The organism is Bdellovibrio sp. HCB-110, assembly GCF_047323225.1.
Classification (GTDB): Bacteria; Bdellovibrionota; Bdellovibrionia; order Bdellovibrionales; family Bdellovibrionaceae; genus Bdellovibrio.
The window spans coordinates 514,399-537,050 of the sequence record NZ_CP178750.1 but is presented as its reverse complement, the minus strand read 5'-3'; the positions used below and the strand labels follow the sequence as shown (position 1 = coordinate 537,050).

The following is a 22,652-nucleotide window of genomic DNA, read 5'->3' as shown; positions in this document are numbered from 1 at the left end:
TTAAAGCGCCCCGTATTTTTTCAGTTTGATATAGGCCTTCTTATAATACTCGCCGTCTGGAATGTCCTGCTCTAGGATTTTTTTCCATTTATCTTTGGCGCCCGCTTTGGATTCACCGCCATCGACGTTCCCGAAGCTTTCTTCCAAGATTCCCTCTTGGTAAATTGTCATCATGCTTTTGCGCAGTTCTGTCGTATAGCGCTCAATTTTCTCTGGCAAATCAGGATTCGTCGGGTCCATCGTACGCGCTTTCCTTAAAGAGAGAATCGCTCCTTTTAAGTTCTGTGCTTGATAAAACTTCTCAGCTTCCGCTTGCAGAGTGGCCGTTTTGGAGTTCATCATTTGACGGATAGAAGCAATATTTCTTTGCGACTGACCTTTGTAGCCATTCGGGTCCGGCAATCTCGCATCTAAAACTTTTTCGTAGGCAGCAATGGCATCCAAAGGTTTTCCTTTTTTATGCACTTGCTGAGCACGATCGTAAAGAGATCGCATTTTCGCTACCAACGACTGATAAGCGGCTTTTTCAACGGCCTTGGCTTCTCTTTGTGTCGTGATGATTTCCACTTGCGACTTCAAATCATTAATGCGCGGATGGTCCGGATTAAACTGCAAAACCGGGCTTAAACAGTCTTCAAGTTCAGCCATTGTGACATTCGGATTGATTTTTTTTTGGCACTCCGCCGTTTGTTTTACGATTTTTTCTTCCGTTTCCAGCTTCGCCTTTTCGATTTGCTCTTGGCGACGCTGTTGTTCCTGAATGAAAATCGCTTCTTTCGACAGACGCTCAATCTCACGAATATCTTCATAATCAGGAACGAGCTCTTGAATCTTGACGATTTCATCCTGAGCCAACTGATATTTTCCCTGCATATAAAGATTTTTTGCATCTTTATAGCGCTGACGAACCAATGCCTGTTGTTCTGGTTTCAATTTATTGAAGGCCTCTAATGGCGATCCCGGACCGGCACTGGCTCCTGGTTTCGGAGCTGGAGGAGCCGTATTTTCTCCACCACCAAATAAATACGCCACGGCCAACAATGCTACAGCACCGATAATAATTTTTGGACGATGCTTTTGGAAATCAAACTTGCCCTCGGGTGTAGGCATCTGCATTGGCGCACCTTGCGCCGGATACTGCATCTGAGGTTGATAAGGCATTGGCGCCATACCACCTTGATAAGCCATCAATTCATGGGACTGTTGCTGCTGATACTCCATCGGCACAGATTCAGAAGCCATCGGCACCAAAGGGCTTGGCGGTTGGATGTTGACCATCTCCAAACGACTTTGGAAGCTGGCATCGTGCAATTCAAAATACAAATAGTTCGTCAGAACACTGATCGCATCGCCACTCTTCAAAGGACTCGCATCCGTTGAAGAAATCGGATTTCCGTTGACCAGTGTGCCGTTCACACTGCCCAGATCAATAATCACATATTGCGAACCGGATCTGCGAATTTCAAACTGACGGCGACTGACGCGTTGATCGCGGATCTGAATGTGGCATGAAGGATCACGTCCCGCCACCCAAGAATCTCCGGCGTCAAGGCGAAGCATTTCTTTGGTTTCATTCTGTGCATCAACGATTTTAATATAAGCCGCTGTCGGAGCAACTCCGATGACGGTTTTTTCTTCACTGCCGTCAAAGTCATCTCCACCGGTGTGCACTCCGGTCACAGCCGGAAGATTCGCCGACGTTCCCGCGGCACTCATTCCTGGGGAAGCCTCATCAGAGGTGTTCAGATAATCAAATTCATAAGGAGGAATGTGAAACTGACTGCCATGCTCCAGGGTAAACTGTTGGACATGCTCGCCGTTGAACATGACTTCCCCATAGCGGGAAACCACTTCGACATTCCATGCGCCATTTGCAAAAGACACTTTGAAATGCTCGCGGGAAATCCCTTTTTCAGGCTGCAGGACGATATCACAGTCTTCCTTACGACCGGCGATATACGAACGGTCTTCAGAAAGAGTGATATCATAAACGGGTTTGCCACGAAGGCGGACTCTGAGGCGGGCCATTAGAATCTACCCTCCAAATTCAAAGTACACTCTTCATAGAACTGCTTGGCTTCTTTAAAGCTTGGATCGTCTTTGCGGTTCTGAAGCATTGTCATCACATTGGAGTAATTCGACTGACACATTCTCCAATTCTTCTTTTCTCTATAACGGTTGCCTTGAATCATGTTGAATTTCACAAGTTCATCAAATTTAATCTTCGAAAGATGATAATAACGCTTTGCCAGCTCGTTGTCAGGGTCCAGATTCAATACAACCTGAAAAGCTTCGCGGGCTCTCGCATATTGTCCTTGTTGGAAATCGCGGAAGCCTTTGATGAAGTTCTCTTGGGCGCGACGATACTGAACCGAATCGTATTTTTCTTTTTTAATCGTTAGCAACTCTTGCGAGCGTTTCTCAGCATCGGCCACGTCTTGCATCGAAATCACCGAAGTACGAATCGCATTCGGGTCTTTTTTATTCTTCTGCGCTGACGGCGACAAGACTAAGTAGGCGATCACACCGATAATAGCCACGATTCCATAGAAACGGGCTTTCGGATTTTGCAACAACCCACCACCCGAAGAAGGACCGCGCACAGGCTGCCCCATACCTGGGACAGGACCTGGAGGAGGTTGATATCCTCCATAATTCATCGGTTGCGCTGGAGGCATCGAAGGCTGAGGCATCGCTGGCATGGGTCGCGGTTGCTGATACGCTGGCGGCTGTGCCGGAGCTGGCCTTGGTGTCGACACTGGAACGGATGCACCAATACCTGGAAGACCATTGGGAGTCATCGAAGGCATGGATGGTGTCGTTTGCAGAGGGACTGAGGTCACTGCTGGTGTCGGAACTTCAATTTGAACTCGAATTTCCGTATCGCCAATTTGAATCACGGATTCATTATTAAGAATCTCAGATTGCACATTCTGACCGTTGACCAAAATAAAGTTTTTAGAACTGAGGTTGATAATCACAAACTCAGAAGGGCCACGCTGCTTGATCTCAGCATGTTGACGGCTCACGCGAGGATCACTAGAAAGAACGATATCATTTTCAGGACCACGGCCAATAGAGACCGACGCCTTCGAGAAAGTCATTTTCAAGCCCTGATGCGGACCTTTGACGACTTCGATATCAAACTTTAAAGTGTCTTTCACTTGCGGAGCTGCACTCACTAAGAGCCTCCCTCAACAGGTGAAACTGTCACAATGAAATAATCCACTTCGGCCCCTGATGAAAATGCCTGACAGCTTAAAATACAAAGATGACCGCTGAACTCCAACTGATCCGTGTGGATCGCGCGCGTGTTCTCACGTGTTTTAACTAACAGTCCTTCAATGTTTTGTTGAAGTGCCGCATCTGGAATCGCTTTAAATAACTGACCTTGCAACTGAGCCACGTCGGTACGAGCGACCTGACTGAAGGCCGCGTTACAGGCAATGATCCGCCCCTCACGAGAAATCGTGATACAAGGAAAGCCGACAATCTGAACAAGATTTTCCGCCTCTCCATCTTTATTCACGAACCCGGAAGCACCGGGACCGCCATTTTGCCCATCCCCGTTAATATAACGAGTCAGTAAGCTGTTGATATTTCCAATAAGAGCCTGCAGAGGTGGGAACATAAAGTCCACTTCCGTATTGTCCGTTTTATCTCTCATCGCCGCATCCAACTGGGCATTGAGAGAGACAATCGGAAACTCAATGAGCTTATACATAAAGAAATAAATCAAAAGACCAATCAACGACGCGATCACCAGAGTTTGCATGAACAAACTGATGGCGCGACCGTCGTCGAATGCCAAACTTCCAATATCGTAAAGAACAATGGCGTGAGCTTTCACGGATTGCTCCCCCGTATTCGGATCAAACAAACCAATCGGAAAGCTTGCGCCAATCGTCGAAGAATCTACTTCCACAGCTTGAGGTCGCATCTCACGACGAGCCGAATGGACGAATGGAAGATCCGGCGTTGTTCCCGCCCGGGAAGCTGGAGCCAAAATCATCCCATCGGATTGTTGCACGATCAAAACTTGCTTTACACCATCTTCAGATTCAGCCGCATTCGTACTTAATGACGAATAGCTATTTTGCAAAAGAGCCGCTTGATTGATGGTCGCAACTGTTCTGGCAATAGAAGCGGCACGACGTTTACTTTCATTGATGATGCTGGCTCGGGTGATTTGCACCATCGGAATCATCGACAACAATGTTGTTGAGAAAATAAATAGAACGACAAAACCCAAAAGAACCATTTTGAGTTCGACGAATTGCGGAAGTTTATAAACTCCCGGCAACGCCACCCGATCCAAATAGTCATTGGCTTTGTCCATCAAACCTTTAAAGCCACCTTGCTGATACGCCGGAGCAGGAGCCGGAGCTGCGCCCGCAGCCATTCCCCCTGCCATCGGTTGTGGCATGCCTTGAGGCATTCCCATTCCTTGCGGCGGCATACCCATCGGCATTTGCGGAGCTGCCCCGCCACCATAATAAGGCATCGGCGCTGGCACTCCCGTATTTGTTCCCGCAGAAGTTCGTGGCGATTGCGCACGCGCTTCAGGAGCAGGAATCACATCGGCTAAAACATCGTGCACACCCAGCTTATCACCCAGGCGCATGATGCCGTTTTGAATGCGAATACCATTGAGATAAGTGCCATTGCTGGATTTCAAATCCGTGATGACAATCTTATCTTTGAAAACTGCGACCTCCGTGTGTTCTTTAGAAACACCCGGACTGACAAGTTTTATGTCACACTGAGGAGCCCGACCGATAAGGTTCTTCCCCATTTTTAGTTCGATCATTGTTCCCGCTTGCGGGCCGGTCAAAATTCTAAGCGCCCACATAAAGTTGATCTCCTACGCTGACTTTCAATCTGCTGATAGATCCAGAAGACATTTCAATCACTGAAGCCGCCCCCCACACCGGAGGCACCAAACGCCAAGGACGAACATCTTGATAGAGTGCCTTGACCTTCATATTTTTATCTACAAAAACACAATCAATCGAAAACTTCATAAAGAAGGTATGAATGCTATTGCAATGATGAATCCACAACGCCTCGTTATTAGGAAGAGCTTCTCTTCCCAATAAACCTTTGCCACGCGTCCAGAAAGTGTCGGCCACTTCCAACTGCGGTATCAAAGTTTGATTTGTTGTTTTACTCATCAACGTTGTCATTACTTATTCCCATACATGAAGGACACGGCCACCGGTCCAAACACGATAATAAAAACTGCCGGTAAAATAAAAATCATCAGCGGAATCAAAATTGTTTGCGAAGCTTTCGCACCCGCTTTTTCCGCACGAACGAATCTTTCCAAACGCATTTGCACGGATTGATCTTTCAAGACTTGTGAAATACTCGCACCCGTTGCTTCGGCATCCACCAAAACCGCCACGAAGCTCGTCATTTCGTTCATATCCAAACGCTCAGCCATGTCTTTTAATGCCTGCGCTTTGGAGGCACCGATTTTAATATCTTTAAGAACCGTTCCCAATTCGTCCGCCAAAACACTGTCCGTGCCTTGGGCCTTATCCACGATTTTTTGAATCGCCGAGAAGAAGTCCAAACCTGCTTCCACCGACAAAGCCAAAAGGTCGATAAAGAACGGCAAGTCGGTGCGCACAGAAAGCTCACGACGTTTCTTTTCACCTTTGGCGTGAATTTGCGGAAGATAGAAACCAATCAATCCCATGCCCACCACCGCGAGAGGTGGCAAACCCAATTGCAACGAGAAATTCATGATCAGCAAGAAGATCGGGAACATCACGCCCCAAAGAAGTTGCAAGCCAATGAATTCATCTTCGTTCAACTCTCGGGAAAGACCCGAGGTCAGAATGTATTTGCGCACGCGCTTGCGATAACCTTCACTGCGAATTCTTAAAGCATGCTGCAAAGTGAATTGGTGCACGAGCGGACGAGAGAAATTGATCACAGCATTTTTGGATTTCACTGGCTCATCATTGTTCGCCCATGAAAGTTGTTGCTTGTCTGCGTTACTTGCAAAGATGGAATTTACAAATAGGAACACCGCCACTCCTGCGAGCAGCAAGCCAAGAATAAGCATTAATTCTGCGCTTCCCATTTCCGCCTCTTTGTGTTCAAGTACAACTCATGACACCATTAATTTTGGCATCAGAATCCCCACGCCGTCGTGAGCTTCTCAAAAAAGCTGGTTATGACTTTGACGTGGTTCCAGTTAAAGTATCGGAAATTCCTAACAAAAACCTGAATGTAAACGATCAGATTTTAGATATTGCTAGACGTAAAGCCAGAGCGGCTTTTGACCTCCTTAAGTCTAGCAGAACGGGCCCTTTCACTGTCCTAGCGGCTGACACGGAGGTGATCTTCGGTGAGGGACCCCTCGGAAAACCTTCCGATCGTGATGATGCCTACCGAATTTTAAGACTATTGTCTGGGCGTTTTCATGAAGTGATCACAGCCGTCTGCATGATCGACAGTTCCTCACAAAAAGAACTGTCTCAATTTGAGATCACTCACATTTACTTCAAAGAGCTTTCCGATAATGAAATCTGGTCCTACATCGACACGGGGGACCCGATGGATAAAGCCGGTGCCTACGGGATTCAGAGTGGAGCCGGACATTTTATCGATCGCATCGAGGGGCCCTTCGACAATGTTGTGGGACTTCCCATCGACTTGGTTCGCAAAATGCTTCTAGAACTGGCGAAGTGAGAACTCTTTCATGGATTTAAAAACCATCGCACAAAGTTGTGCTCCCGCGGAAATTTTGGCCGTATCCAAACTGCAAAGTGAAGAAAAAATTCGCGAGCTTTATCACGAAGGTCAGAGACATTTTGGCGAAAACTATGTTCAAGAAGCTCTGGAGAAGATCGAACACCTTCAGGATCTCAAAGATGTTCAATGGCATCTCATCGGACATCTCCAAAAAAATAAAGCCAAACTCGTGGTCGGAAAGTTTGCTCTTATCCACTCGGTCGATTCTTTGGAGTTGGCCGAGACCTTGAGCCGCCAATGTGAAAGCAAAAAGGTAGAGCAAAACATTCTGATTCAGGTCAACTTAGCTCATGAAGAAACAAAAAGCGGTTTTGACAAAGAAAGTCTTCTTAAGGGTTGGAAATCTCTAACAGCCCTCTCCCATTTGAATATTTTCGGTCTGATGACGATGCCGCCATTAACCGAAGAGGGCCAGGAAGTGCGTCTGTATTTTAGGGAACTCCGTGAGTTGAAGGATTCTTTAACGTCACAGACAGACTTGAAGCGTCACCCCCTGACCGAGCTGTCAATGGGCACGAGCCACGATTTCAAGGTTGCGGTAGAAGAAGGAGCAACCATTGTGCGTCTTGGGACTATTTTATTTGGAGAACGCCCTACCAAACGGTAAGATAAATTAAGTACATGAGTACGTTGTGACATTAGTTTTATCACGGCGCGAGGAGGAAGGCGTACAAATGTACGTCGACGACGAGGCAACACAGAGAAAACTAATGTCACAACGTACTCACTGCGTTCGGAGTATTATGAACCCATTGTTGAAAACGCAAAAAATCGGTTTTTTGGGTGCGGGAAATATGGCACAAGCCATGATCAAAGGCCTTATCGAAGGCGGCATTCCTGCAAAAAACATCTTCGCGACAAATCGCTCTCAAGGAAAACTGCAAAAACTTGCTGAAACTTTTAAGATCAATCCTGCGGCCAGCAATGACGAGCTCATTGACCTTTGCGACATCATTATCTTGGCAGTGAAGCCTCAAGATTTGTTAATAGCTCTTGAGCCTGTGACACGGGCTTTTGATGAACACAAAATTGTGATCAGTGTTGCTGCGGGTATTCGCATGGAAAAACTAGAGCGCTTCACACAAGGGGCTCGTTTGGCTCGCGTGATGCCGAACACGCCGTCTTTGATCGGTCGTGGTGTGATTGGTTATCTTTTAAACGATGACGACGATGGCGCTTTGGAAAGTACAGTGGAAGATCTTTTTGCTCCTCTGGGTCGCGTGATTAAAGTCGGCGATGAGGATCAATTTGAAGCTTTGATGGTGTCTTGCTCTAGCGGCACCGGTTTTGTTTTTGAAATGATGATGTACTGGCAAGATTGGATCGAAGAACATGGCTTTTCTGTTGAAGAGGCGCGTTTGATGACCATTGAAACTTTTGTCGGCGCTTCTTTGCTAGCCGCCCAAGCCCGTGAAGGTGTTGAGGATCTGCAAGCCCGCGTGACATCCAAGAAAGGTGTGACGGCAGCTGGACTTCAGTCCATGCGCGAACTTGAAATCGAACGGGCGCTTCGCATCAGCTTTGAGAAGGCGGCGATGAGAAACAAAGAAATGGCCCGGGAAATCAAATAACCTTGCGCGGATACAGACTCGGCCTTTATCCTTAATTCATATTTGTTCAAGGAGGAACAAGATGAGAATTACTCCTATCGATATTGCTCACAAGTCTTTTGGTAAAAAGATGATGGGACTCGATGCTGACGAGGTTATGGATTTCCTCCAGCAGATCGCTTCACAAATGGAATCTTTGATCCAAGAAAGAAACTCTTTAAAAGAAGCTATTCGTGAAAAAGAGCTTTCACTTATGGAATACAAAGAGCGCGATCAAGTTCTAAAAGAAACAATTGCCACGGCAACTCAAATGGCAGAACGCCTTCGCCAAGATGCAGACCGCGAAGCGAAGTTGATTATTGCTGATGCTCAACAAAAAGCAGAAATCATCACTCGTGATTCCCGCGATTCATTGAAAAAAATGTATCAAGAAGTCACAGAGTTAAAACGCGCGCGCATGCAGTTTGAAGCCAATCTTAAAGCTTTGGCGCAAGCTCACTTGTCTTTGCTTGAACAAGGCGAAAAGTACATGCCGCAAATGCAATTGCCCGCTCACAACATCGTGAATGGCAATGGCGGTGGCAGCGCTGCTCGCTCTGCAAACGTGTCTCCGCTTTCCGCGGAATAGTTCTGAATCTTGATATGATTGAATCAGTAAAAGGTGGAGTTCGACTCCACCTTTTTATTCAGCCCAAGTCCTCTAAAAACGAAGTTGTGGGACCTCACAACGGCGAGCTTAAGATTAAAATCACAGCACCCCCGATTGATGGCCGCGCCAACGAAGGCTTGATCGAATTTCTTTCTGATTATTTTGATATTCCAAAACGCAACGTCGTTTTAGTTAAAGGCGAAACAGGTCGTCATAAAACCGTGGATCTCTTGGGCGTCGAAGAAGCTCGAGCCAAAGAACTTTTGAAAATTTAAAAGACACCGCTCTTAACGGCGGCGTCTTTTCTTTTTGTCTGATTTTAATTCCAACTGAAATTCTGTGTCATCAAGCTGCTGTTGCAGTTCTTGATCTTGCACGCGTGGTTTCTTTTTTGTCGGACGAGGCTTGAAAATATTTTGATCAATTCCGTCGTCTGTCTCTTCTTTAAACTGCTGAACCTTCTTTTCAGAGCTCATATCGGAGTCATACATATTGGAACGATAATTCGGAACAGGAGAATTTACGGGCTCATAGACATCTTCCGTGTAGCCTTCCGTCATATCGAAACTATAACGAATGAAACCACCGACGTGAAATCCCGCCGCTGTGTTTGAACCCATCAAAGTCATGCCGCCATTGGCTTGAACACTCCATTTACGAGTGATCAACCAAGTCGCATAAACTTGCGTGTCCATCAAAGAAGGATTAGGACCGTAGAATTTCATGGAACCCGCATTCACACCATTGATATAAGACGTGCGGAGTAGCGAGTCTTTGTCCGTATCATCCGAAACACTTTGGTAACCAAAAAGTTCAGCTCCCAAGCGAAGGCGCGTCATCTTAAGTTGTGCGCCCACACCCCATGGCATAAGGAACGAACGTCCATCACCGCGATAGTTAAACCCCAACCACCCGTAACCGCGCATAGAACCAAAATCTTTTTGCGCGATCAAACGCGAGCGCACCTCAAACACGCCTTCGGAATTCATCACCGCATCAGAAGCGGGATCAATTTTTTCAAACGGCATCAAAGCGATCACTTCCGGAACGAGCTGGAAGAGATCGTTGTACATAAGGAAATCAAAACCCACAGCACCTTCACTCAGCGTGCTGTTCGTTCGCGTCGCAATAGAGTCCTTGCTTTCAGCACTCCCCACCGTTCCCCACGCAAACACCGACCAGTTCTGACGGGGAATATAACGTGTACCTAAATTTACGTCGATCAATTGATAGTGATTTCCATTCGGAAGATTCTGACTGCCACCTCCCGAAGAGGGGTAATTGGCCTCAGAACGAAAGAATTGAGTGCCGACTTCGAAGTCCCAGTGATCTCGCTTAAACTCTTTGTAGTTGTCCAAAGCCCACACGGGAAAAGAAAATAAGAAAAGTCCCACAAAGGCGAACGCTGCACGCTGAAGATTATTTGCCATTTTCATAACTTCCTAATATTAACAACCCTATGACGTCGACATCAAACAAATCACGGCTTGCTATCATCTTTTTCACTGTTTTCCTTTATTTGGTAGGCTTTGGTGTAGTGATTCCAATTATCCCCATCTTAAGTCGCAACTTTGGAGCCACAGCTCTGCAAACGGGGCTTCTTCTCTCTGTATATTCTTTGATGCAGTTTTTATTTTCTCCTTTTTGGGGGCGCCTCAGCGATCGCTTAGGACGCCGACCTATTTTGTTGTTCTGTCTTTTTGGTGAAGGTCTTTCCTATATTCTTTTTGCCTGGGCTCGCTCATTAGAGTGGCTTTTCATCGCCCGTCTTCTTGCCGGATTCTTTGGCGCAAGTCTTTCAACAGCGTCCGCTTATATCTCCGACATCACTCCCAAACATGAGCGTTCTAAAGGCATGGCTTTGATTGGCGCCGCCTTCGGTTTAGGTTTTGTTGTCGGTCCTGCGTTAGGTGGCGGTTTGGCAACTTGGGGTCACCACATCAATCCAGAACCTCATTTTGACACTTCATTTTCAGCATACTGGGTTGCGGCTCTTTGTTTTGCAAATTTCCTTTTTGGAATCAAATTTTTAACGGAGTCCCTAAGCGAAAAAAGTGAATCCGCCGAGAAAAAGAAAAGATTCTCTGTGATGTGGCACTATCTCAATGTGAAAACCGTGGGTCCTTTGATGACGGTTTTTCTTTTGTGTTCGTTGGCGATGTCCTCTATGGAAGCCACGTTGATTCTATTCATGGGCGAGAAATTTCTGTGGGACGTCAAACAAGTGAGCTTCGGTTTTGCTTACATCGGCGTGATCATTGTCTTCACACAAGGTTTTTTAGTGCGCCGACTTTTACCTAAATGGGGCGAGCGCAAAGTGTTGCGTTTGGGACTTACGTTGTTTGCCTTGGGTCTTACCAGCATCGCCGTGTCTGGAAGTATCGGAGCGATGGCGGTGGCAATGACGTTGTTGTCTTTGGGAAATGGACTTTCCAATCCCTCCATCTTAGGGAGCATCAGTCTTTTGACGGACACGAAAGAACAAGGTGTGACTTTAGGAGTAACACAAAGTATGGCTTCTTTAGGTCGCATTATCGGTCCCGCTCTTGGCGGAGCTCTTTACGGAGCTGTGGCCATCACGGCACCTTTTTGGGCCTCAGGCACTTTGGCATTTCTTGGTCTAGCAATTGCGTTGGTGATTTATAAATTCATCCCTGAACATGGGCGCGTGGGTTAAGCATGGAATTCAATAACATCGGATACTTTCAGTTCGACAACCTTCTTCGCAATCGCGTTCCATTGATATTAGTGATGCTCGATGACGTGGATTTGAAGTCTTGGTATGACAGCATGGTGAAAATGCACATCGACAATATCAGCCTGAAATGCAATCCCGAAGAGGCTTTGAAGCTGATTCTAAACAAAAAATTACCGAATAGTTTTGGCGTTGTCGTTCTCGATATGAACGGAGAAAAAAGCCCCACCGTGGTTGCAGATCTCGAAAAGGCCGGGTTTACAAACGCATATTATGTTAAAAACGGATTTGTCGGAATCACTGCCGAACGTCACCAGGAAAATTAACAACTGACAAATTGAAATAAGCGTTGTTGGCGACAGGACTTGTTTGTAACATACTAGGTACATTCAAAAAACCTAAACTTTAAACAAGGATGTACCAATGAAAAAGTTTTTGATTGCAGCACTGGCAACGACAGCCCTGACGACAGCAGCACAAGCAGGCTCTTTGAGTCTTGATATGCGCGCTGACTATAACTCTACAACATATAAGGACACTCCGGGAGCGTCTGACCAAACGAAGTTCTACTTCAAAACAGGTCGCCTTGATTACCAAGGAAAAGCTCTTGAAGATCTTTCTTTCCGTGTGCGCTTGGCATTCAATAAAGACGCTACCCGCGGTGTTGACTCTTCTCAAACAGCTGTTGAGTACGCCTACTTGACACACAAAATGTCTGACATGTTCTCTTTGAGCGTTGGTAAATTCAACACTGAATTCGGCGGCTTCGAAGGCGCAACAAGCGGCGCTGATTTGTATCTAACTTCTCCATTCTACACTCCTACAGGAGAATCAACGACTCTTCTTGGAACTAAAGATCTACTATATATGACTGGAGTAAAAGGAACTTTCTCTTTTGAAGGTCAACAAATCCACGTTCTAGCGACAAACGAACCAGATTCAACTGCAAAAGCAGGCCCATCTGCTTCACAAAACTCAAGCATGTGGGGCGTAACTTGGAGAGGCGCGTTCCTAGAAAAAGCGTTGAACTTCAACTTGAGCTACCACACTCTTGCGGGTCCAACAAAAGACGACAAACATCAATTCATCGCAGCGGGTGTGATGTGGAACTCAAGCCCAGTTATGGCTTCTGTTGACTACTTGAACGGAGAATTCAAAGCCGACGCAACTGGCTTCAAAGACTCTGAAGTTTCTATCGTAGGTAAACTAGCTTACACTGGTTTCGAACAATGGACTCCACGCCTTGAAGTGATCTCTACAGAAGAAAAAATCGGTGGCGCAACTGATTTGACAAACAAATACATGAGCTACGGAGTCGTTGCAGAGTACAAACCATACGCTGACACTAACTTCCGCTATCACTTCGCATACAACAACACAACAGCTGACCTTGACGGCGTTGCCGACAAAGCAGTTAAAGACGAAGTCGTAGTAGGCGCACGCTTGCTAGCAGATTTCTTGAAGTAATTGGCCAACAGGCCGCAGAGCAAAGCCGCCTCGGACGGCGTCGCTGAAGCAGCTTAAAGCTAAAATAAAAAAGGGAGGCCACAAACCTCCCTTTTTTATTTTGCACGAAGCGCCCTCACCAGCCCCTTCCATGTTTCAACTCTTATCCGGATTGAACAGTCCACATCCCAGTCACTGGTCCTTAGACTATGTCGTTACTTGTTGGAGGTTTGAGTTAAAGAGCCTTGAACTTTGCGACCATCGTCAAGATTAGAAGAATGATGATCAAAAGACCTTTAGTAATCTTCAAAACACGTCGAATACGCAAGTACCTTTGTTTGCGCATCGGACACCTCCTGTTAGTTTTCGGACAGGAGATCCACCAAAAGCGAGACTGGCGAGAGCCCTTCTCGCTTTTGCATTTTTGAAACCAATAAACTCCTAAACTTAAACGCAATTCCAAAAAAATCTGCAAGATTAAAAGTCTCATCTGATTTTTCGACGGTTCAGACACCACCTGCCTCAACGCACCAACCCAAAATTTCACCCTAACGAGATCAACTCAACCTCTCGGTAAATCCGGAAAAAAACCATAAAACCGCTCTAACTTCATAGCCCGGGCCTCGGAAGCGAGTTCCGCAGCAGCTAGTCCCGAAGGGACGGCGTCAGCGAGGACTGTCTGAGCGTACGAGGTCTGGGCTATGAAGTTAGAGCGGTTTTATGGGTCTTACCCCCGCATTAGGCCTACCGAAATAAGCTTGAGTTTGCTACTCTCTAAAGGTTAAAAACCTTGGGATTCCGTATCCTTGAACGCAGTTAGAGGTCTTCAAATGTCAGAACAATTATCCGATCGTTACAATCCCGCAGACGTGGAAACTCGTACCTATCAATGGTGGGAGAACTCGGGATATTTCAAAGCACAAGATCAATCCACAAAACCTCCTTTTTCAATCATCTTACCTCCACCGAACGTCACAGGTTTCTTGCATATGGGTCACGCCTTGGATCACACGATTCAAGATATGTTGATTCGTTGGAAACGTATGAACGGATACAATGCCATGTGGCTTCCGGGAACGGACCATGCCGGTATTGCCACTCAATCCGTTGTTGAAAGAGAACTAAAAAAAGAAGGTGTCACCCGTCACGATCTCGGCCGCGAAAAATTCGTAGAGAAAGTGTGGGAGTGGAAACATCAATACGGCGATCGTATTTATTCACAAATGCGCCGCTTGGGTGATTCTTGTGACTGGGATCGCGCTGTTTTCACTTTGGATGAAGGTGTTTCTAAATCTGTTCGCAAAGTTTTCGTCAGCCTTCACAAAAAAGGTTTGATCTATCGTGGTCAACGCTTGGTGAACTGGTCAGGTCCTCTTGAAACGGCGATTTCTGATTTGGAAGTAGAACACAAGCAGATCAAAGGATCTCTTTACCACATTAAGTATCCTCTTGAAGATGGTTCTGGTTTCTTGATCGTAGCAACAACTCGTCCTGAAACGATGTTGGGCGATACCGCTTTGTGCGTGAATCCTGAAGACGAGCGCTACAAACACTTGATCGGCAAAAACGTGATCATTCCTTTGATCAACAGAAAGATCAAAATCATCGCTGATACTTACGTTGATAAAGCGTTCGGTTCAGGCGTTGTGAAAATCACTCCGGCTCATGACTTTAACGACTACAAAATCGGCAAAGCGCACCACTTGGAGTTCATCAATCTTTTAACTAAAAAAGCAGAGATGAACGAAAACGCAGGCCCTTACAAAGGCCTCAAAGTTCAAGAGGCGCGCAAAAGAGTTTTGGAAGATCTTAAAAATCAAAACCTTCTTGAAAAAGAAGAACCGCACGTTCATTCCGTAGGTCACTGTTCGCGCTCCGGCGCTGTGGTGGAGCCTTTCTTGTCGGAACAGTGGTTCGTAAAGATGGAACAACTGGCGACTCCAGGAAAACGCGTGGTTGAAAGCGGAACCATCCGTTTCGAGCCAGAGTCTTGGACAAAAGTTTACTTGCACTGGCTGAACAATATCGAAGACTGGTGTATTTCCCGTCAATTGTGGTGGGGCCATCGTATTCCGGTTTGGTATTGCACGAATTGCAATCATCACAACGTAGGCGAAACGGACGTGACTGCTTGTGAAAAGTGCGGAAATACAAAACTCACTCAAGACGAAGACGTTTTAGATACTTGGTTCAGCTCTGCTTTGTGGCCTTTCTCTACTATGGGATGGCCGACCGAGACGGAAACTTTGAAGACGTTCTATCCGACAAGTTACTTGGTAACAGGTCACGATATTATTTTCTTCTGGGTGGCCCGCATGATCATGATGGGTCTTGAGTTCAAACGTGATGTGCCTTTCCGCACAGTCTACATCCATGGTTTGGTGCGCGACTCTCAAGGTCGCAAGATGTCCAAGTCTTTGGGGAACTCCGTTGATCCAGTTGAAATGATTGAAAAGTACGGAGCCGATGCTCTGCGCTTTACGTTCGCAGCTCACCTGTATTCTGGAAAAGACTTTAAGTTCAACGAACAACGTCTTGAGGGCTACAGAAACTTCATGAATAAGATCTGGAATGCGGCTCGTTTCGCGCTTTCCAATCTTTCTGATTTCAAAGCTCCGGCGGAAGGCGTGAAAGCTCTGCCAAACAAAGCTCAAATCAGCGTGTTTGACCAATGGATCGTCACAAAACTTGGTGAAGTAACAAAAGAAGTGGAAGAGGCGATGGAAAGCGAAAGATTTGCTGACGCTGCCAATGCTTTGTACCACTTTATTTGGAATCAATTCTGCGATTGGTACATTGAATTCACAAAACCAATCATGAACGGAACAAATGCCGAAGAAAAACAAGCTACTCAACTTGTGATCGCACAAGTTCTTAACCGCATCATGCGCTTGTTGCATCCATTTGCTCCCTTCATTTCAGAGGAGATCTATCAAAAGCTGCCAATCAAGGGGACAGCTTGTATCGTAGATCAATTCCCGAACACACGAAACGACCGCGAATTCCTAAGCTTGGGCTCTGCGCAAGCGGCTCTTGAGATTGATATCGTGAAAGAAGTGATCACAGCGATCCGCAATATCCGTGGTGAAAACCGCATCAGCCCTGCCGTTAAAATCAACGCACGTTTGGGTGTAACAAATGACCAAGTTCAAAAAATCTTGGGCAACAACCGCACAGCGATTGTGACTATGGGACGTTTGGAAAATCTTGAGATCGGCGAAGAAGGCAACCTTATGAAGTGCGCCGTGGCTCCGGTGGTGGTGAAAGATGCCAGCGTGAAAGTGATCATCCCACTTGAAGGATTGGTTGATTTCGATGAAGAAGTAAAACGCATCAACAAGTTGATCGAAAAACTTCAAAAAGACATCACAATGCTTTCTGGGAAACTTTCTAACGAAAAGTTCATCGCAAACGCAGATGAAGACGTGGTGGCAGCCGACAAGGCTTTACTGGCTCAATCAAAGAGTCAGCTAGAGTCTTTGCGTGACGCTTTGACGCGTTTCCAGTAAACAGAACGGACGATCTAAAACAAAAGGCGAGATAGGGTTCCTTATCTCGCCTACTGACCTAAGTTTTCGCAGAAATTTTGAATCGTCATCAGTGAACATTCATAATTCAATGAAGCTCTTTTCATTCCCATAGAATCAAAAAGTTGCAACGTTCCCGTCTGCCATTCTTGAGTTTCACTCATGGCATCGAAGCGAAACTCCACGCTTTCACTTCCCCCTGGTGCTTGTGCTGTGATCTGTAGAGAAGTTTTTGTATCACAAAGAACTTTAGAAACCTCATAAGGAAATGGGCGAATCCCGTAAGGAATGTGCTTATCCATCCACAACACAAACTTTGTCGTGGAATTGCCCAAGGCCCCTGGAGGATCAATAGAAAGGCGCAAATAAGTTTTAAAAATATCGTTGGAATACCAAAGACGGCAGAGGTGGGCTCTGGATTGAGCCATCGAAACATTCGTCGCTAATAAGATGATGAGAGTCAGCATGAGCTTTTTCATAGTAGATTCTCCAATAGGGAGCTCAACTTAGTTAAACTCTGCTCTATCGGCCACGAAAAACATTCTGTTTCTTCACAAAACCTGTCTATTTACACTTGCAGGCCATCTTCGCAGAGTCCGCGTCGATACAGGTAAAAGTCTTACCATCATGGGGGAGCTCGAAAGAATAGAGCTTCCCGTTTCTTTCCACCAACAAAAGATCATCGCCGTTTTGATAAAACATACGACGTGATGTCGACTTTCCCACAAGATCACCATCAGACTCTAAACTTGCTATCAAAGCGTCCGAAGGATTGGCCATTTGGTCTGCAGCCAATGGCAACTCTTTCTGTTCACCACTCGGGCTTAAAGAGTAATACTTCAAAGTCTTCATCGCTTGTTTGTCTGGATCCGGAGAATTTTCGATATAGATACGACGAAGCTCTCCCGATTTCGTGCGAATGTCCGTTGCCGACCATTCGTCCGTTGTTAAAACAATATCGCCCAGATCAGGCCCGATCACTTTATTGAAAGTTTCAAAATTAATTTCTGCCTGAGGATCCAAGGGCGCCATTTCCATATTCAGGCAAACGGCCATATCTTTAAGATGCTTTTTATAAACTTCAAACTTGGCAGGGTCTTCCATCTGCGTCGGCAAAAAACCCGCACTCGCCGAAGCATCCTGACCTGGAGCCGGAGGAGGAACTGTGGCTTTAGGTTTGATAGAAGTTTCCTCTGGCGGAACGCTTCCCATCGTTTCCGGCTCCGCCACCGTCGACGGAGTTTCACTTCCCGACCAGAACTGGCAATAAGAGACGACTAAAAGAACCGCAACACCGAGAACCAAAAGAATAAGAGTATTTTTTTTCATCCCTTTCCTTGTAAGCTGTAATATTGGGTTTATCAAGACGCGAGGAGGAAGCTGTACATTGTACTGCGACGACGAAGCAACGCAGAGAAACACAATATTACAGCTTACAAGTTATCGGCTAATATCTATTGCGACGTCAATCGGTTCAAACTGCAGCAATGACACTCCGATAAATCGCATGCGAATCTGCAGAATATCAAAAACCTTGGCCACCTTCTGACAAGCAGGACCTTTGAGCGTCACATACATCAAATAATTAGGAAGCCCGGGTTGATACTCAAACTGCCAGTGCGAGATGGCCTCACAGCCTTCCGCAATCTCAGGAAAGTCCAAAGCGACATAATCGGCTTTTCGAGCAGAAGAAAAAGAGATTTCTTTGTCTTGTAGGAAAGGATCTATTTTTTCAACGACAAGTCCCACTCGCAAGGTGGCCTCTTCAGTGACCGGATTCCAAACAAAGGAATAGTCGTACTGATGTGGTCCGAAAGAGTTGATTCTAAAACTCATGAAACTATAGTCCGCCGCCTGACTGTGCGCTGACCACAAGCTCACTAACACCATCAACAAAAACACAAAATATCGCATGAATCCCCCTCATGTCTTATTTGTGAACCTAGGTTGTTCTAGCTAATTTCAAGAGCTAAAAGCAAGAAAGGGATCTGTGCAGATCCCTTTCTTGAAGTCATTTCAGTTTGGTGACAGAAAGTGTCTATTTGATAAGACCGATCTCACGCAAACGTTGCATCAAGAAATCATGTCCAGTGATATCAGGGTATTTCGCGCCTGTCCCTTTACAAGATGGCAAGCAGCTCAACATTGCTTCCGGATGCGGATGCATAAAGAAAGGCATTGAGTAGCGGCTTTGGTTTGTTCCGTCTTGCGGGTTGATCACACGGTGTGTAGTTGATGGCAATACGTCGTTTGTTAAACGAGCCAACATATCACCCACGTCTACGATCAACGTGTCTGGTTCAGAATCGATATCCAACCATTGACCATCGCGGTCTTTCAATTGAAGACCTGATGCCGTTGCTGCAGGCAAGATTGTAATGAAGTTGATATCTTCATGGGCCGCCGCACGCACACAACGAGGATCTACACCCTCTGGAATTGGTGGATAGTGAAGAAGACGCAAGATCGAGTTGCCATCTTTCGTCATTTTCGCGAAGAAGTCTTTTTCAACTTCAAGTGGCATTGTCAAAGCTTCAAGCATTACGTTCCCTGCTTCTTCCAAAGCATCAAACAAAGCTGTGAAGTGAGTTTTAAATTCAGGAAGTTCTGCTGGCCATACGTTTTCTGGATACACAGCTTTAAGAGCGTTGCCTTCAGAAAGAACGCGCCCGACATGCCAGAACTCTTTCAAATCCATCACTGGAGAGTCTTTAGCATGTTCTTGTCCAAACGGAGTATAACCACGTTGGAAGCCCGCTTTTGGAGAGATGTAAGATTTTTTTACGTCTGTCGGAAGAGAGTAAAACTTTTTGAGGATATCATAAGCCTTGTGCAAATCCGCGGCTTTCACATTGTGATCTTTAAGAATGATGAAACCGTATTCTTTAAGACCCGTGAAAAGATTGTCGATGAATTTCGCGCGGTCCGCGTCTGATCCTTGCGTATAGCTTGCAAGACTCAATGTTGGAACTTTACGAAGAGTGCTGTTTTCAGAATGAGAAGCAGTATCCAGTGTTCTCATGATTCCTCCCAATGTTAGGTTCAAAAAGAATCTAGCAAGGTGCGCAAATAAAAGGCAACTGCAACTAATTATGCGTAAAAAGAATATCAAAAACCCGGACCAGAGTGGGCGTTTCAAACTTGAAATGGATATCGCCATCAAACAAACGAACGGCGTGTTCATTGCGATAAGGAGACTCTTTTTCCTCGTAACCCCGGTAAACTACAGGACGCGGATCTAATTTGAGGGTTTCCTCGACGATCTCTCTCAGAGATTTATCAGGATTGCGCGCTTCCCACTCTTTCATAAGAGCTTCAGCGTGGTCGGTAAATTCTACATGGATCGGGTCTTTAACGACCTCTGCAGGCCATCCGGTGCGCGCATTTGGAATCGCCTCCACCTCGGGAAGATAAGGCTTAATATCCAAGATCGGAGTGCCGTCGACAAGGTCCGCTCCAGCAACGATGATTCCGTCTTTCTCAACTTTAATGAGCTCTACTAAAGACAGTCCGATGGGATTGGGGCGATGCGGACTTCTTGTTGCAAAAAGCCCCATGCTCTTTCCTTCAAGACGTGGCGGATGAACCTTTGCATGAAAGCGCGCAACTTTGTTTTGATGAAAAATCCAAACAAGCCAAACGTGACTAAAACCTTCGAGCCCCTGAAGAGATTCTTCGGGTTGAAGATCTGCGCGAATTTTCAAACGGGCCCATGCCTGCTTCACCAGCCCAGGCTGTCGCGGAGTCCCGAATTTGTCGCGAAAACATGATTCTAAATAGCCAATAGGTTCCATAGGAGGTACGCCGTACCTTTTTGAATTGCCTCGCGTCAAGAACTTTCAAATGACACTCCATTTTTGAGTGACACTGGCTCTGGATTGCATAAAACGAAAGCACATTTAATTTATAAGGAGGGTTCTATGAAACACCTGATTTTGGTAGCCGCTCTTGCCCTTGGCGTGAGTAGCTCTGCATTGGCAGGAGAGCTTGATAACGAGTCTTCTGTAACAAACCAGTCCATGAACGGAACGGTTGTGATCCGAGTTGATACTCGCACGAACCAAACTTCTGTTTTGGCTTCTGAAAAAGCTGTGACCAGCGATGCCCAAGCGCAAGCTTTGGCGTTGAAAGGCTCTTTCCAAAATGTCGCTACTGAAAATGTAAAAGGCGAATTGGATAACGATGCGGGAGCTTCGAGCTGGTACTTCTGCAATCCATGCGGCAACTATAACAACGGTTACAACAGCTACTACAGCTATATGTACTGGTACGGTTCATGGTACACACCATGCTACTCTTACAGCTATAGCTACTATCAGTATTACTACTACTCAAACTATCGTTGGTAGTAAGTTCAAAGCGGTCCTTCACGGGCCGCTTTCAGTAGAGGCGTGTTCTTTGAAGGGTTTTCTTTTATGAAGTTACTGATCTCTGTTCTGGTTCTTTGTTTTTCTTTTCAATCAGCCTTGGGCGCTTCGCCTTTTTCTAATCTCGATGGCTTGAAAAGTTCTCTTGGATTTTCAACTTATTATTCGCAGCAAAACTCCGGTCGTCATTTGAAGATTGCCGTGCTCGATAAAGGTTTCTATGGGTACGAGAAGGAGCTTGGAAAAAGCCTTCCTGCGTCCACTCGTTACGTAGCCGGTCCTGTCGCAAATCCTGAAAACGTCACTGTGGAGCATGGACTTCGCATGGCGCAGATCTTAGTTGGCATGATGACCAATGAGATGCAAGCGACTCAGTGGATGCCAGAGCTGACTCTTTATAATGTTTTTGGTTATTCTAATTTTAAAGCTGCGATTGATGATGTCATCGCAAACAAAGTGGACATCGTTCTTTATTCTGAAGTTTGGGAGTACGGCGGAAACTTTGATGGCACAGGCTTTATCAACAACGAAGTCAATCGTGCCACTCGCAACGGTGTTATCTGGGTCAATGCTGCGGGAAATTTTCATTTAACGACTTACAATGCGGGCATTCGCACCATCAAAGACAACTGGGTGCAACTTCCCGACCAGAATAATGCGTTGATGATTCGCTGTGAAAATAAAAACGGCAAATGCCCAGTGAAAATCGTTCTTTCTTGGAATGATTTTAAAAATGATGTTGAGCTCGGCACGGACAAAGATCTTGATCTCGCTTTGACCGATGATCTTTTGAATATCGTGCAAAACAGCTCTTTGAAACAATCCACAGATCCTAAAGAAGCTCGTCCTGGATTTTCAAAATATCCACGCGAGATTATTGCCGCAGAACTTTCTCAAGGCACTTACTTTTTGCGCGTGAAAAATCGCTCGCTCAATTTCACAGATCGCGATCAATTGCGTATCACTGTCGATGGCGATGTGAAGATGCCTTCACATAGTCTTGATGAAACAATTTTGAATCCTGCCGACAATACAACTGTCGTGACAGTGGGCGCTTCGGATTCAGACCGCTCGTCTTTGTCGACTTCTAAAAACAAACCGGATCTTCTTGCTCCTTCGTCGATTCAACTGACTGAGGGTGGCGAATATCGTGGAAGTTCCAACTCAGCAGCTATTGTCGCTGCCGGTTTTGGAATTCTTAAGTCCTTAGAACCGCGCATGACTCGCAAAGATTTATTAGATGCCACAGCCCACGGTTCAGGATGGAACCAACGCGGTCTCTCTTTGCATCTTCTTGGTTTTGGACCGACAGGACCTGGATGCTTTATCGACGTGAATTACAATCCGATTCCAGAATATGTTCGCGATGTAGTTTCTCGCGGAGGCGTGCTTGTGCAAACAACAGCCGCTGTTCGCGTGATGGTGCCGTTTGATCCTATCACGGTGGCTTCGTATCTTCGTCGCAATCTTTTAAACGATATGATCGTAGCGTTACCTCAAGGTGGGTATGCTGTGTATCCTCGCCAAGCAAGAATTCCTGCTGGAGCTGTTGAAATTTTCCAACGTCCTCTTGAAGCAGGCCTTTGCCGTCCCACTCCGATTAGTGGCAAAAACTTCCACCTCTAGTCCCTATCTCATTTTGAGACAGCG

The 22,652-nt window shown here is 46.0% G+C and carries 22 protein-coding genes; 11 read left to right on the top strand and 11 right to left on the bottom strand.

The window, feature by feature from the left end:
• The 5 genes from ACL934_RS02565 to ACL934_RS02545 are packed head-to-tail and all read right to left on the bottom strand — an operon-like array spanning position 1 to position 6,094.
• Positions 1-2,028: an FHA domain-containing protein gene (locus ACL934_RS02565; protein ID WP_413613006.1), complete on the bottom strand. Its 2,028-nt coding sequence runs from the start codon at positions 2,026-2,028 to the stop codon at positions 1-3.
• Entirely contained in the window at positions 2,028-3,182 is a 1,155-nt protein-coding gene (locus ACL934_RS02560) for an FHA domain-containing protein (protein WP_374077391.1), read from the bottom strand. The genes ACL934_RS02565 and ACL934_RS02560 overlap by 1 nt, the downstream gene beginning before the upstream one ends.
• Positions 3,182-4,852: an FHA domain-containing protein gene (locus ACL934_RS02555; RefSeq protein ID WP_413613005.1), complete on the bottom strand. Its 1,671-nt coding sequence runs from the start codon at positions 4,850-4,852 to the stop codon at positions 3,182-3,184. The genes ACL934_RS02560 and ACL934_RS02555 overlap by 1 nt, the downstream gene beginning before the upstream one ends.
• On the bottom strand, positions 4,839-5,186 hold the full coding sequence (locus ACL934_RS02550) for a DUF192 domain-containing protein (RefSeq protein WP_374077387.1): 348 nt from the start codon (positions 5,184-5,186) through the stop codon (positions 4,839-4,841). Before ACL934_RS02550 ends, ACL934_RS02555 begins: the two co-directional genes overlap by 14 nt.
• A complete protein-coding gene (locus tag ACL934_RS02545) occupies positions 5,186-6,094 on the bottom strand; it encodes a type II secretion system F family protein (RefSeq protein WP_374077385.1) in 909 nt (302 codons plus the stop codon). Before ACL934_RS02545 ends, ACL934_RS02550 begins: the two co-directional genes overlap by 1 nt.
• A 29-nt stretch (positions 6,095-6,123) precedes the next feature.
• Between ACL934_RS02545 and ACL934_RS02540 the strand changes: the two genes are divergently transcribed.
• The 5 genes from ACL934_RS02540 (at position 6,124) to ACL934_RS02520 (ending at position 9,242) form a co-directional block, all read left to right on the top strand.
• Positions 6,124-6,705 (top strand): Maf family protein, encoded by a 582-nt coding sequence (locus ACL934_RS02540; protein ID WP_413613004.1) that lies wholly within the window; start codon positions 6,124-6,126, stop codon positions 6,703-6,705.
• A gap of 10 nt (positions 6,706-6,715) precedes the next feature.
• A complete protein-coding gene (locus ACL934_RS02535; RefSeq protein WP_413613003.1) occupies positions 6,716-7,375 on the top strand; it encodes a YggS family pyridoxal phosphate-dependent enzyme in 660 nt (219 codons plus the stop codon).
• A 136-nt stretch (positions 7,376-7,511) separates the two neighbouring features.
• Positions 7,512-8,339: a pyrroline-5-carboxylate reductase family protein gene (locus ACL934_RS02530; protein ID WP_374077379.1), complete on the top strand. Its 828-nt coding sequence runs from the start codon at positions 7,512-7,514 to the stop codon at positions 8,337-8,339.
• 61 nt (positions 8,340-8,400) lie between these two features.
• The gene (locus ACL934_RS02525) at positions 8,401-8,946 is read left to right on the top strand and encodes a DivIVA domain-containing protein (protein ID WP_374077378.1); all 546 of its coding nucleotides are present in this window, start codon (positions 8,401-8,403) and stop codon (positions 8,944-8,946) included.
• A 14-nt stretch (positions 8,947-8,960) separates the two neighbouring features.
• Positions 8,961-9,242 (top strand): DUF167 domain-containing protein, encoded by a 282-nt coding sequence (locus ACL934_RS02520; protein ID WP_374077376.1) that lies wholly within the window; start codon positions 8,961-8,963, stop codon positions 9,240-9,242.
• A gap of 12 nt (positions 9,243-9,254) precedes the next feature.
• Here ACL934_RS02520 and ACL934_RS02515 read toward each other — a convergent pair whose 3' ends face one another.
• Positions 9,255-10,397, bottom strand: coding sequence for a hypothetical protein (locus tag ACL934_RS02515; protein ID WP_413613002.1), 1,143 nt, complete (start codon positions 10,395-10,397; stop codon positions 9,255-9,257).
• Positions 10,398-10,426: 29 nt separating this feature from the next.
• Here ACL934_RS02515 and ACL934_RS02510 point away from each other — a divergent pair, with 29 nt between their 5' ends.
• From ACL934_RS02510 to ACL934_RS02495, 4 genes are all read left to right on the top strand, one after another.
• A complete protein-coding gene (locus tag ACL934_RS02510; RefSeq protein WP_413613001.1) occupies positions 10,427-11,644 on the top strand; it encodes an MFS transporter in 1,218 nt (405 codons plus the stop codon).
• 2 nt (positions 11,645-11,646) lie between these two features.
• Positions 11,647-11,988 carry a rhodanese-like domain-containing protein gene (locus ACL934_RS02505; RefSeq protein ID WP_413613000.1) on the top strand — a complete coding sequence of 114 codons (342 nt, stop codon included), beginning with the start codon at positions 11,647-11,649 and terminating at the stop codon, positions 11,986-11,988.
• A 97-nt stretch (positions 11,989-12,085) separates the two neighbouring features.
• Entirely contained in the window at positions 12,086-13,129 is a 1,044-nt protein-coding gene (locus ACL934_RS02500; RefSeq protein ID WP_374077368.1) for a porin, read from the top strand.
• Between the two features lie 809 nt (positions 13,130-13,938).
• Complete coding sequence (locus ACL934_RS02495; protein ID WP_413612999.1) at positions 13,939-16,617, top strand: valine--tRNA ligase; 2,679 nt, start codon at positions 13,939-13,941, stop codon at positions 16,615-16,617.
• Positions 16,618-16,667: 50 nt separating this feature from the next.
• On the opposite strand, the gene ACL934_RS02490 is transcribed toward ACL934_RS02495, so the two are convergent.
• From ACL934_RS02490 to tsaA, 5 genes are all read right to left on the bottom strand, one after another.
• Complete coding sequence (locus tag ACL934_RS02490) at positions 16,668-17,114, bottom strand: hypothetical protein (protein WP_374077363.1); 447 nt, start codon at positions 17,112-17,114, stop codon at positions 16,668-16,670.
• An 85-nt stretch (positions 17,115-17,199) separates the two neighbouring features.
• The gene (locus ACL934_RS02485) at positions 17,200-17,964 is read right to left on the bottom strand and encodes a hypothetical protein (RefSeq protein WP_413612998.1); all 765 of its coding nucleotides are present in this window, start codon (positions 17,962-17,964) and stop codon (positions 17,200-17,202) included.
• Between the two features lie 111 nt (positions 17,965-18,075).
• A complete protein-coding gene (locus ACL934_RS02480; protein WP_413612997.1) occupies positions 18,076-18,549 on the bottom strand; it encodes a hypothetical protein in 474 nt (157 codons plus the stop codon).
• Positions 18,550-18,673: 124 nt separating this feature from the next.
• The gene (locus ACL934_RS02475; protein ID WP_374077357.1) at positions 18,674-19,657 is read right to left on the bottom strand and encodes an isopenicillin N synthase family dioxygenase; all 984 of its coding nucleotides are present in this window, start codon (positions 19,655-19,657) and stop codon (positions 18,674-18,676) included.
• Between the two features lie 64 nt (positions 19,658-19,721).
• The gene (gene tsaA, locus ACL934_RS02470; RefSeq protein WP_413612996.1) at positions 19,722-20,429 is read right to left on the bottom strand and encodes a tRNA (N6-threonylcarbamoyladenosine(37)-N6)-methyltransferase TrmO; all 708 of its coding nucleotides are present in this window, start codon (positions 20,427-20,429) and stop codon (positions 19,722-19,724) included.
• A 126-nt stretch (positions 20,430-20,555) separates the two neighbouring features.
• Between tsaA and ACL934_RS02465 the strand changes: the two genes are divergently transcribed.
• Both ACL934_RS02465 and ACL934_RS02460 read left to right on the top strand, forming a co-directional pair.
• Complete coding sequence (locus ACL934_RS02465) at positions 20,556-20,984, top strand: hypothetical protein (RefSeq protein WP_413612995.1); 429 nt, start codon at positions 20,556-20,558, stop codon at positions 20,982-20,984.
• A 66-nt stretch (positions 20,985-21,050) separates the two neighbouring features.
• Entirely contained in the window at positions 21,051-22,628 is a 1,578-nt protein-coding gene (locus tag ACL934_RS02460; RefSeq protein WP_413612994.1) for a S8 family serine peptidase, read from the top strand.
• Positions 22,629-22,652: the final 24 nt, after the last annotated feature.

Excerpts from the sequence above, each read along its gene's own strand:
- ACL934_RS02535 (WP_413613003.1), top strand. The coding sequence starts at position 6,716 with ATGGATTTAAAAACCATCGCACAAAGTTGTGCTCCCGCGGAAATTTTG.
- tsaA (WP_413612996.1), bottom strand. The coding sequence starts at position 20,429 with ATGGAACCTATTGGCTATTTAGAATCATGTTTTCGCGACAAATTCGGG.
- ACL934_RS02545 (WP_374077385.1), bottom strand. The coding sequence starts at position 6,094 with ATGGGAAGCGCAGAATTAATGCTTATTCTTGGCTTGCTGCTCGCAGGA.
- ACL934_RS02505 (WP_413613000.1), top strand. The coding sequence starts at position 11,647 with ATGGAATTCAATAACATCGGATACTTTCAGTTCGACAACCTTCTTCGC.
- ACL934_RS02525 (WP_374077378.1), top strand. The coding sequence starts at position 8,401 with ATGAGAATTACTCCTATCGATATTGCTCACAAGTCTTTTGGTAAAAAG.
- ACL934_RS02475 (WP_374077357.1), bottom strand. The coding sequence starts at position 19,657 with ATGAGAACACTGGATACTGCTTCTCATTCTGAAAACAGCACTCTTCGT.
- ACL934_RS02485 (WP_413612998.1), bottom strand. The coding sequence starts at position 17,964 with ATGAAAAAAAATACTCTTATTCTTTTGGTTCTCGGTGTTGCGGTTCTT.
- ACL934_RS02480 (WP_413612997.1), bottom strand. The coding sequence starts at position 18,549 with ATGCGATATTTTGTGTTTTTGTTGATGGTGTTAGTGAGCTTGTGGTCA.
- ACL934_RS02565 (WP_413613006.1), bottom strand. The coding sequence starts at position 2,028 with ATGGCCCGCCTCAGAGTCCGCCTTCGTGGCAAACCCGTTTATGATATC.
- ACL934_RS02520 (WP_374077376.1), top strand. The coding sequence starts at position 8,961 with ATGATTGAATCAGTAAAAGGTGGAGTTCGACTCCACCTTTTTATTCAG.
- ACL934_RS02515 (WP_413613002.1), bottom strand. The coding sequence starts at position 10,397 with ATGGCAAATAATCTTCAGCGTGCAGCGTTCGCCTTTGTGGGACTTTTC.
- ACL934_RS02500 (WP_374077368.1), top strand. The coding sequence starts at position 12,086 with ATGAAAAAGTTTTTGATTGCAGCACTGGCAACGACAGCCCTGACGACA.
- ACL934_RS02530 (WP_374077379.1), top strand. The coding sequence starts at position 7,512 with ATGAACCCATTGTTGAAAACGCAAAAAATCGGTTTTTTGGGTGCGGGA.
- ACL934_RS02550 (WP_374077387.1), bottom strand. The coding sequence starts at position 5,186 with ATGACAACGTTGATGAGTAAAACAACAAATCAAACTTTGATACCGCAG.
- ACL934_RS02465 (WP_413612995.1), top strand. The coding sequence starts at position 20,556 with ATGAAACACCTGATTTTGGTAGCCGCTCTTGCCCTTGGCGTGAGTAGC.
- ACL934_RS02555 (WP_413613005.1), bottom strand. The coding sequence starts at position 4,852 with ATGTGGGCGCTTAGAATTTTGACCGGCCCGCAAGCGGGAACAATGATC.
- ACL934_RS02540 (WP_413613004.1), top strand. The coding sequence starts at position 6,124 with ATGACACCATTAATTTTGGCATCAGAATCCCCACGCCGTCGTGAGCTT.
- ACL934_RS02495 (WP_413612999.1), top strand. The coding sequence starts at position 13,939 with ATGTCAGAACAATTATCCGATCGTTACAATCCCGCAGACGTGGAAACT.
- ACL934_RS02510 (WP_413613001.1), top strand. The coding sequence starts at position 10,427 with ATGACGTCGACATCAAACAAATCACGGCTTGCTATCATCTTTTTCACT.
- ACL934_RS02460 (WP_413612994.1), top strand. The coding sequence starts at position 21,051 with ATGAAGTTACTGATCTCTGTTCTGGTTCTTTGTTTTTCTTTTCAATCA.
- ACL934_RS02490 (WP_374077363.1), bottom strand. The coding sequence starts at position 17,114 with ATGAAAAAGCTCATGCTGACTCTCATCATCTTATTAGCGACGAATGTT.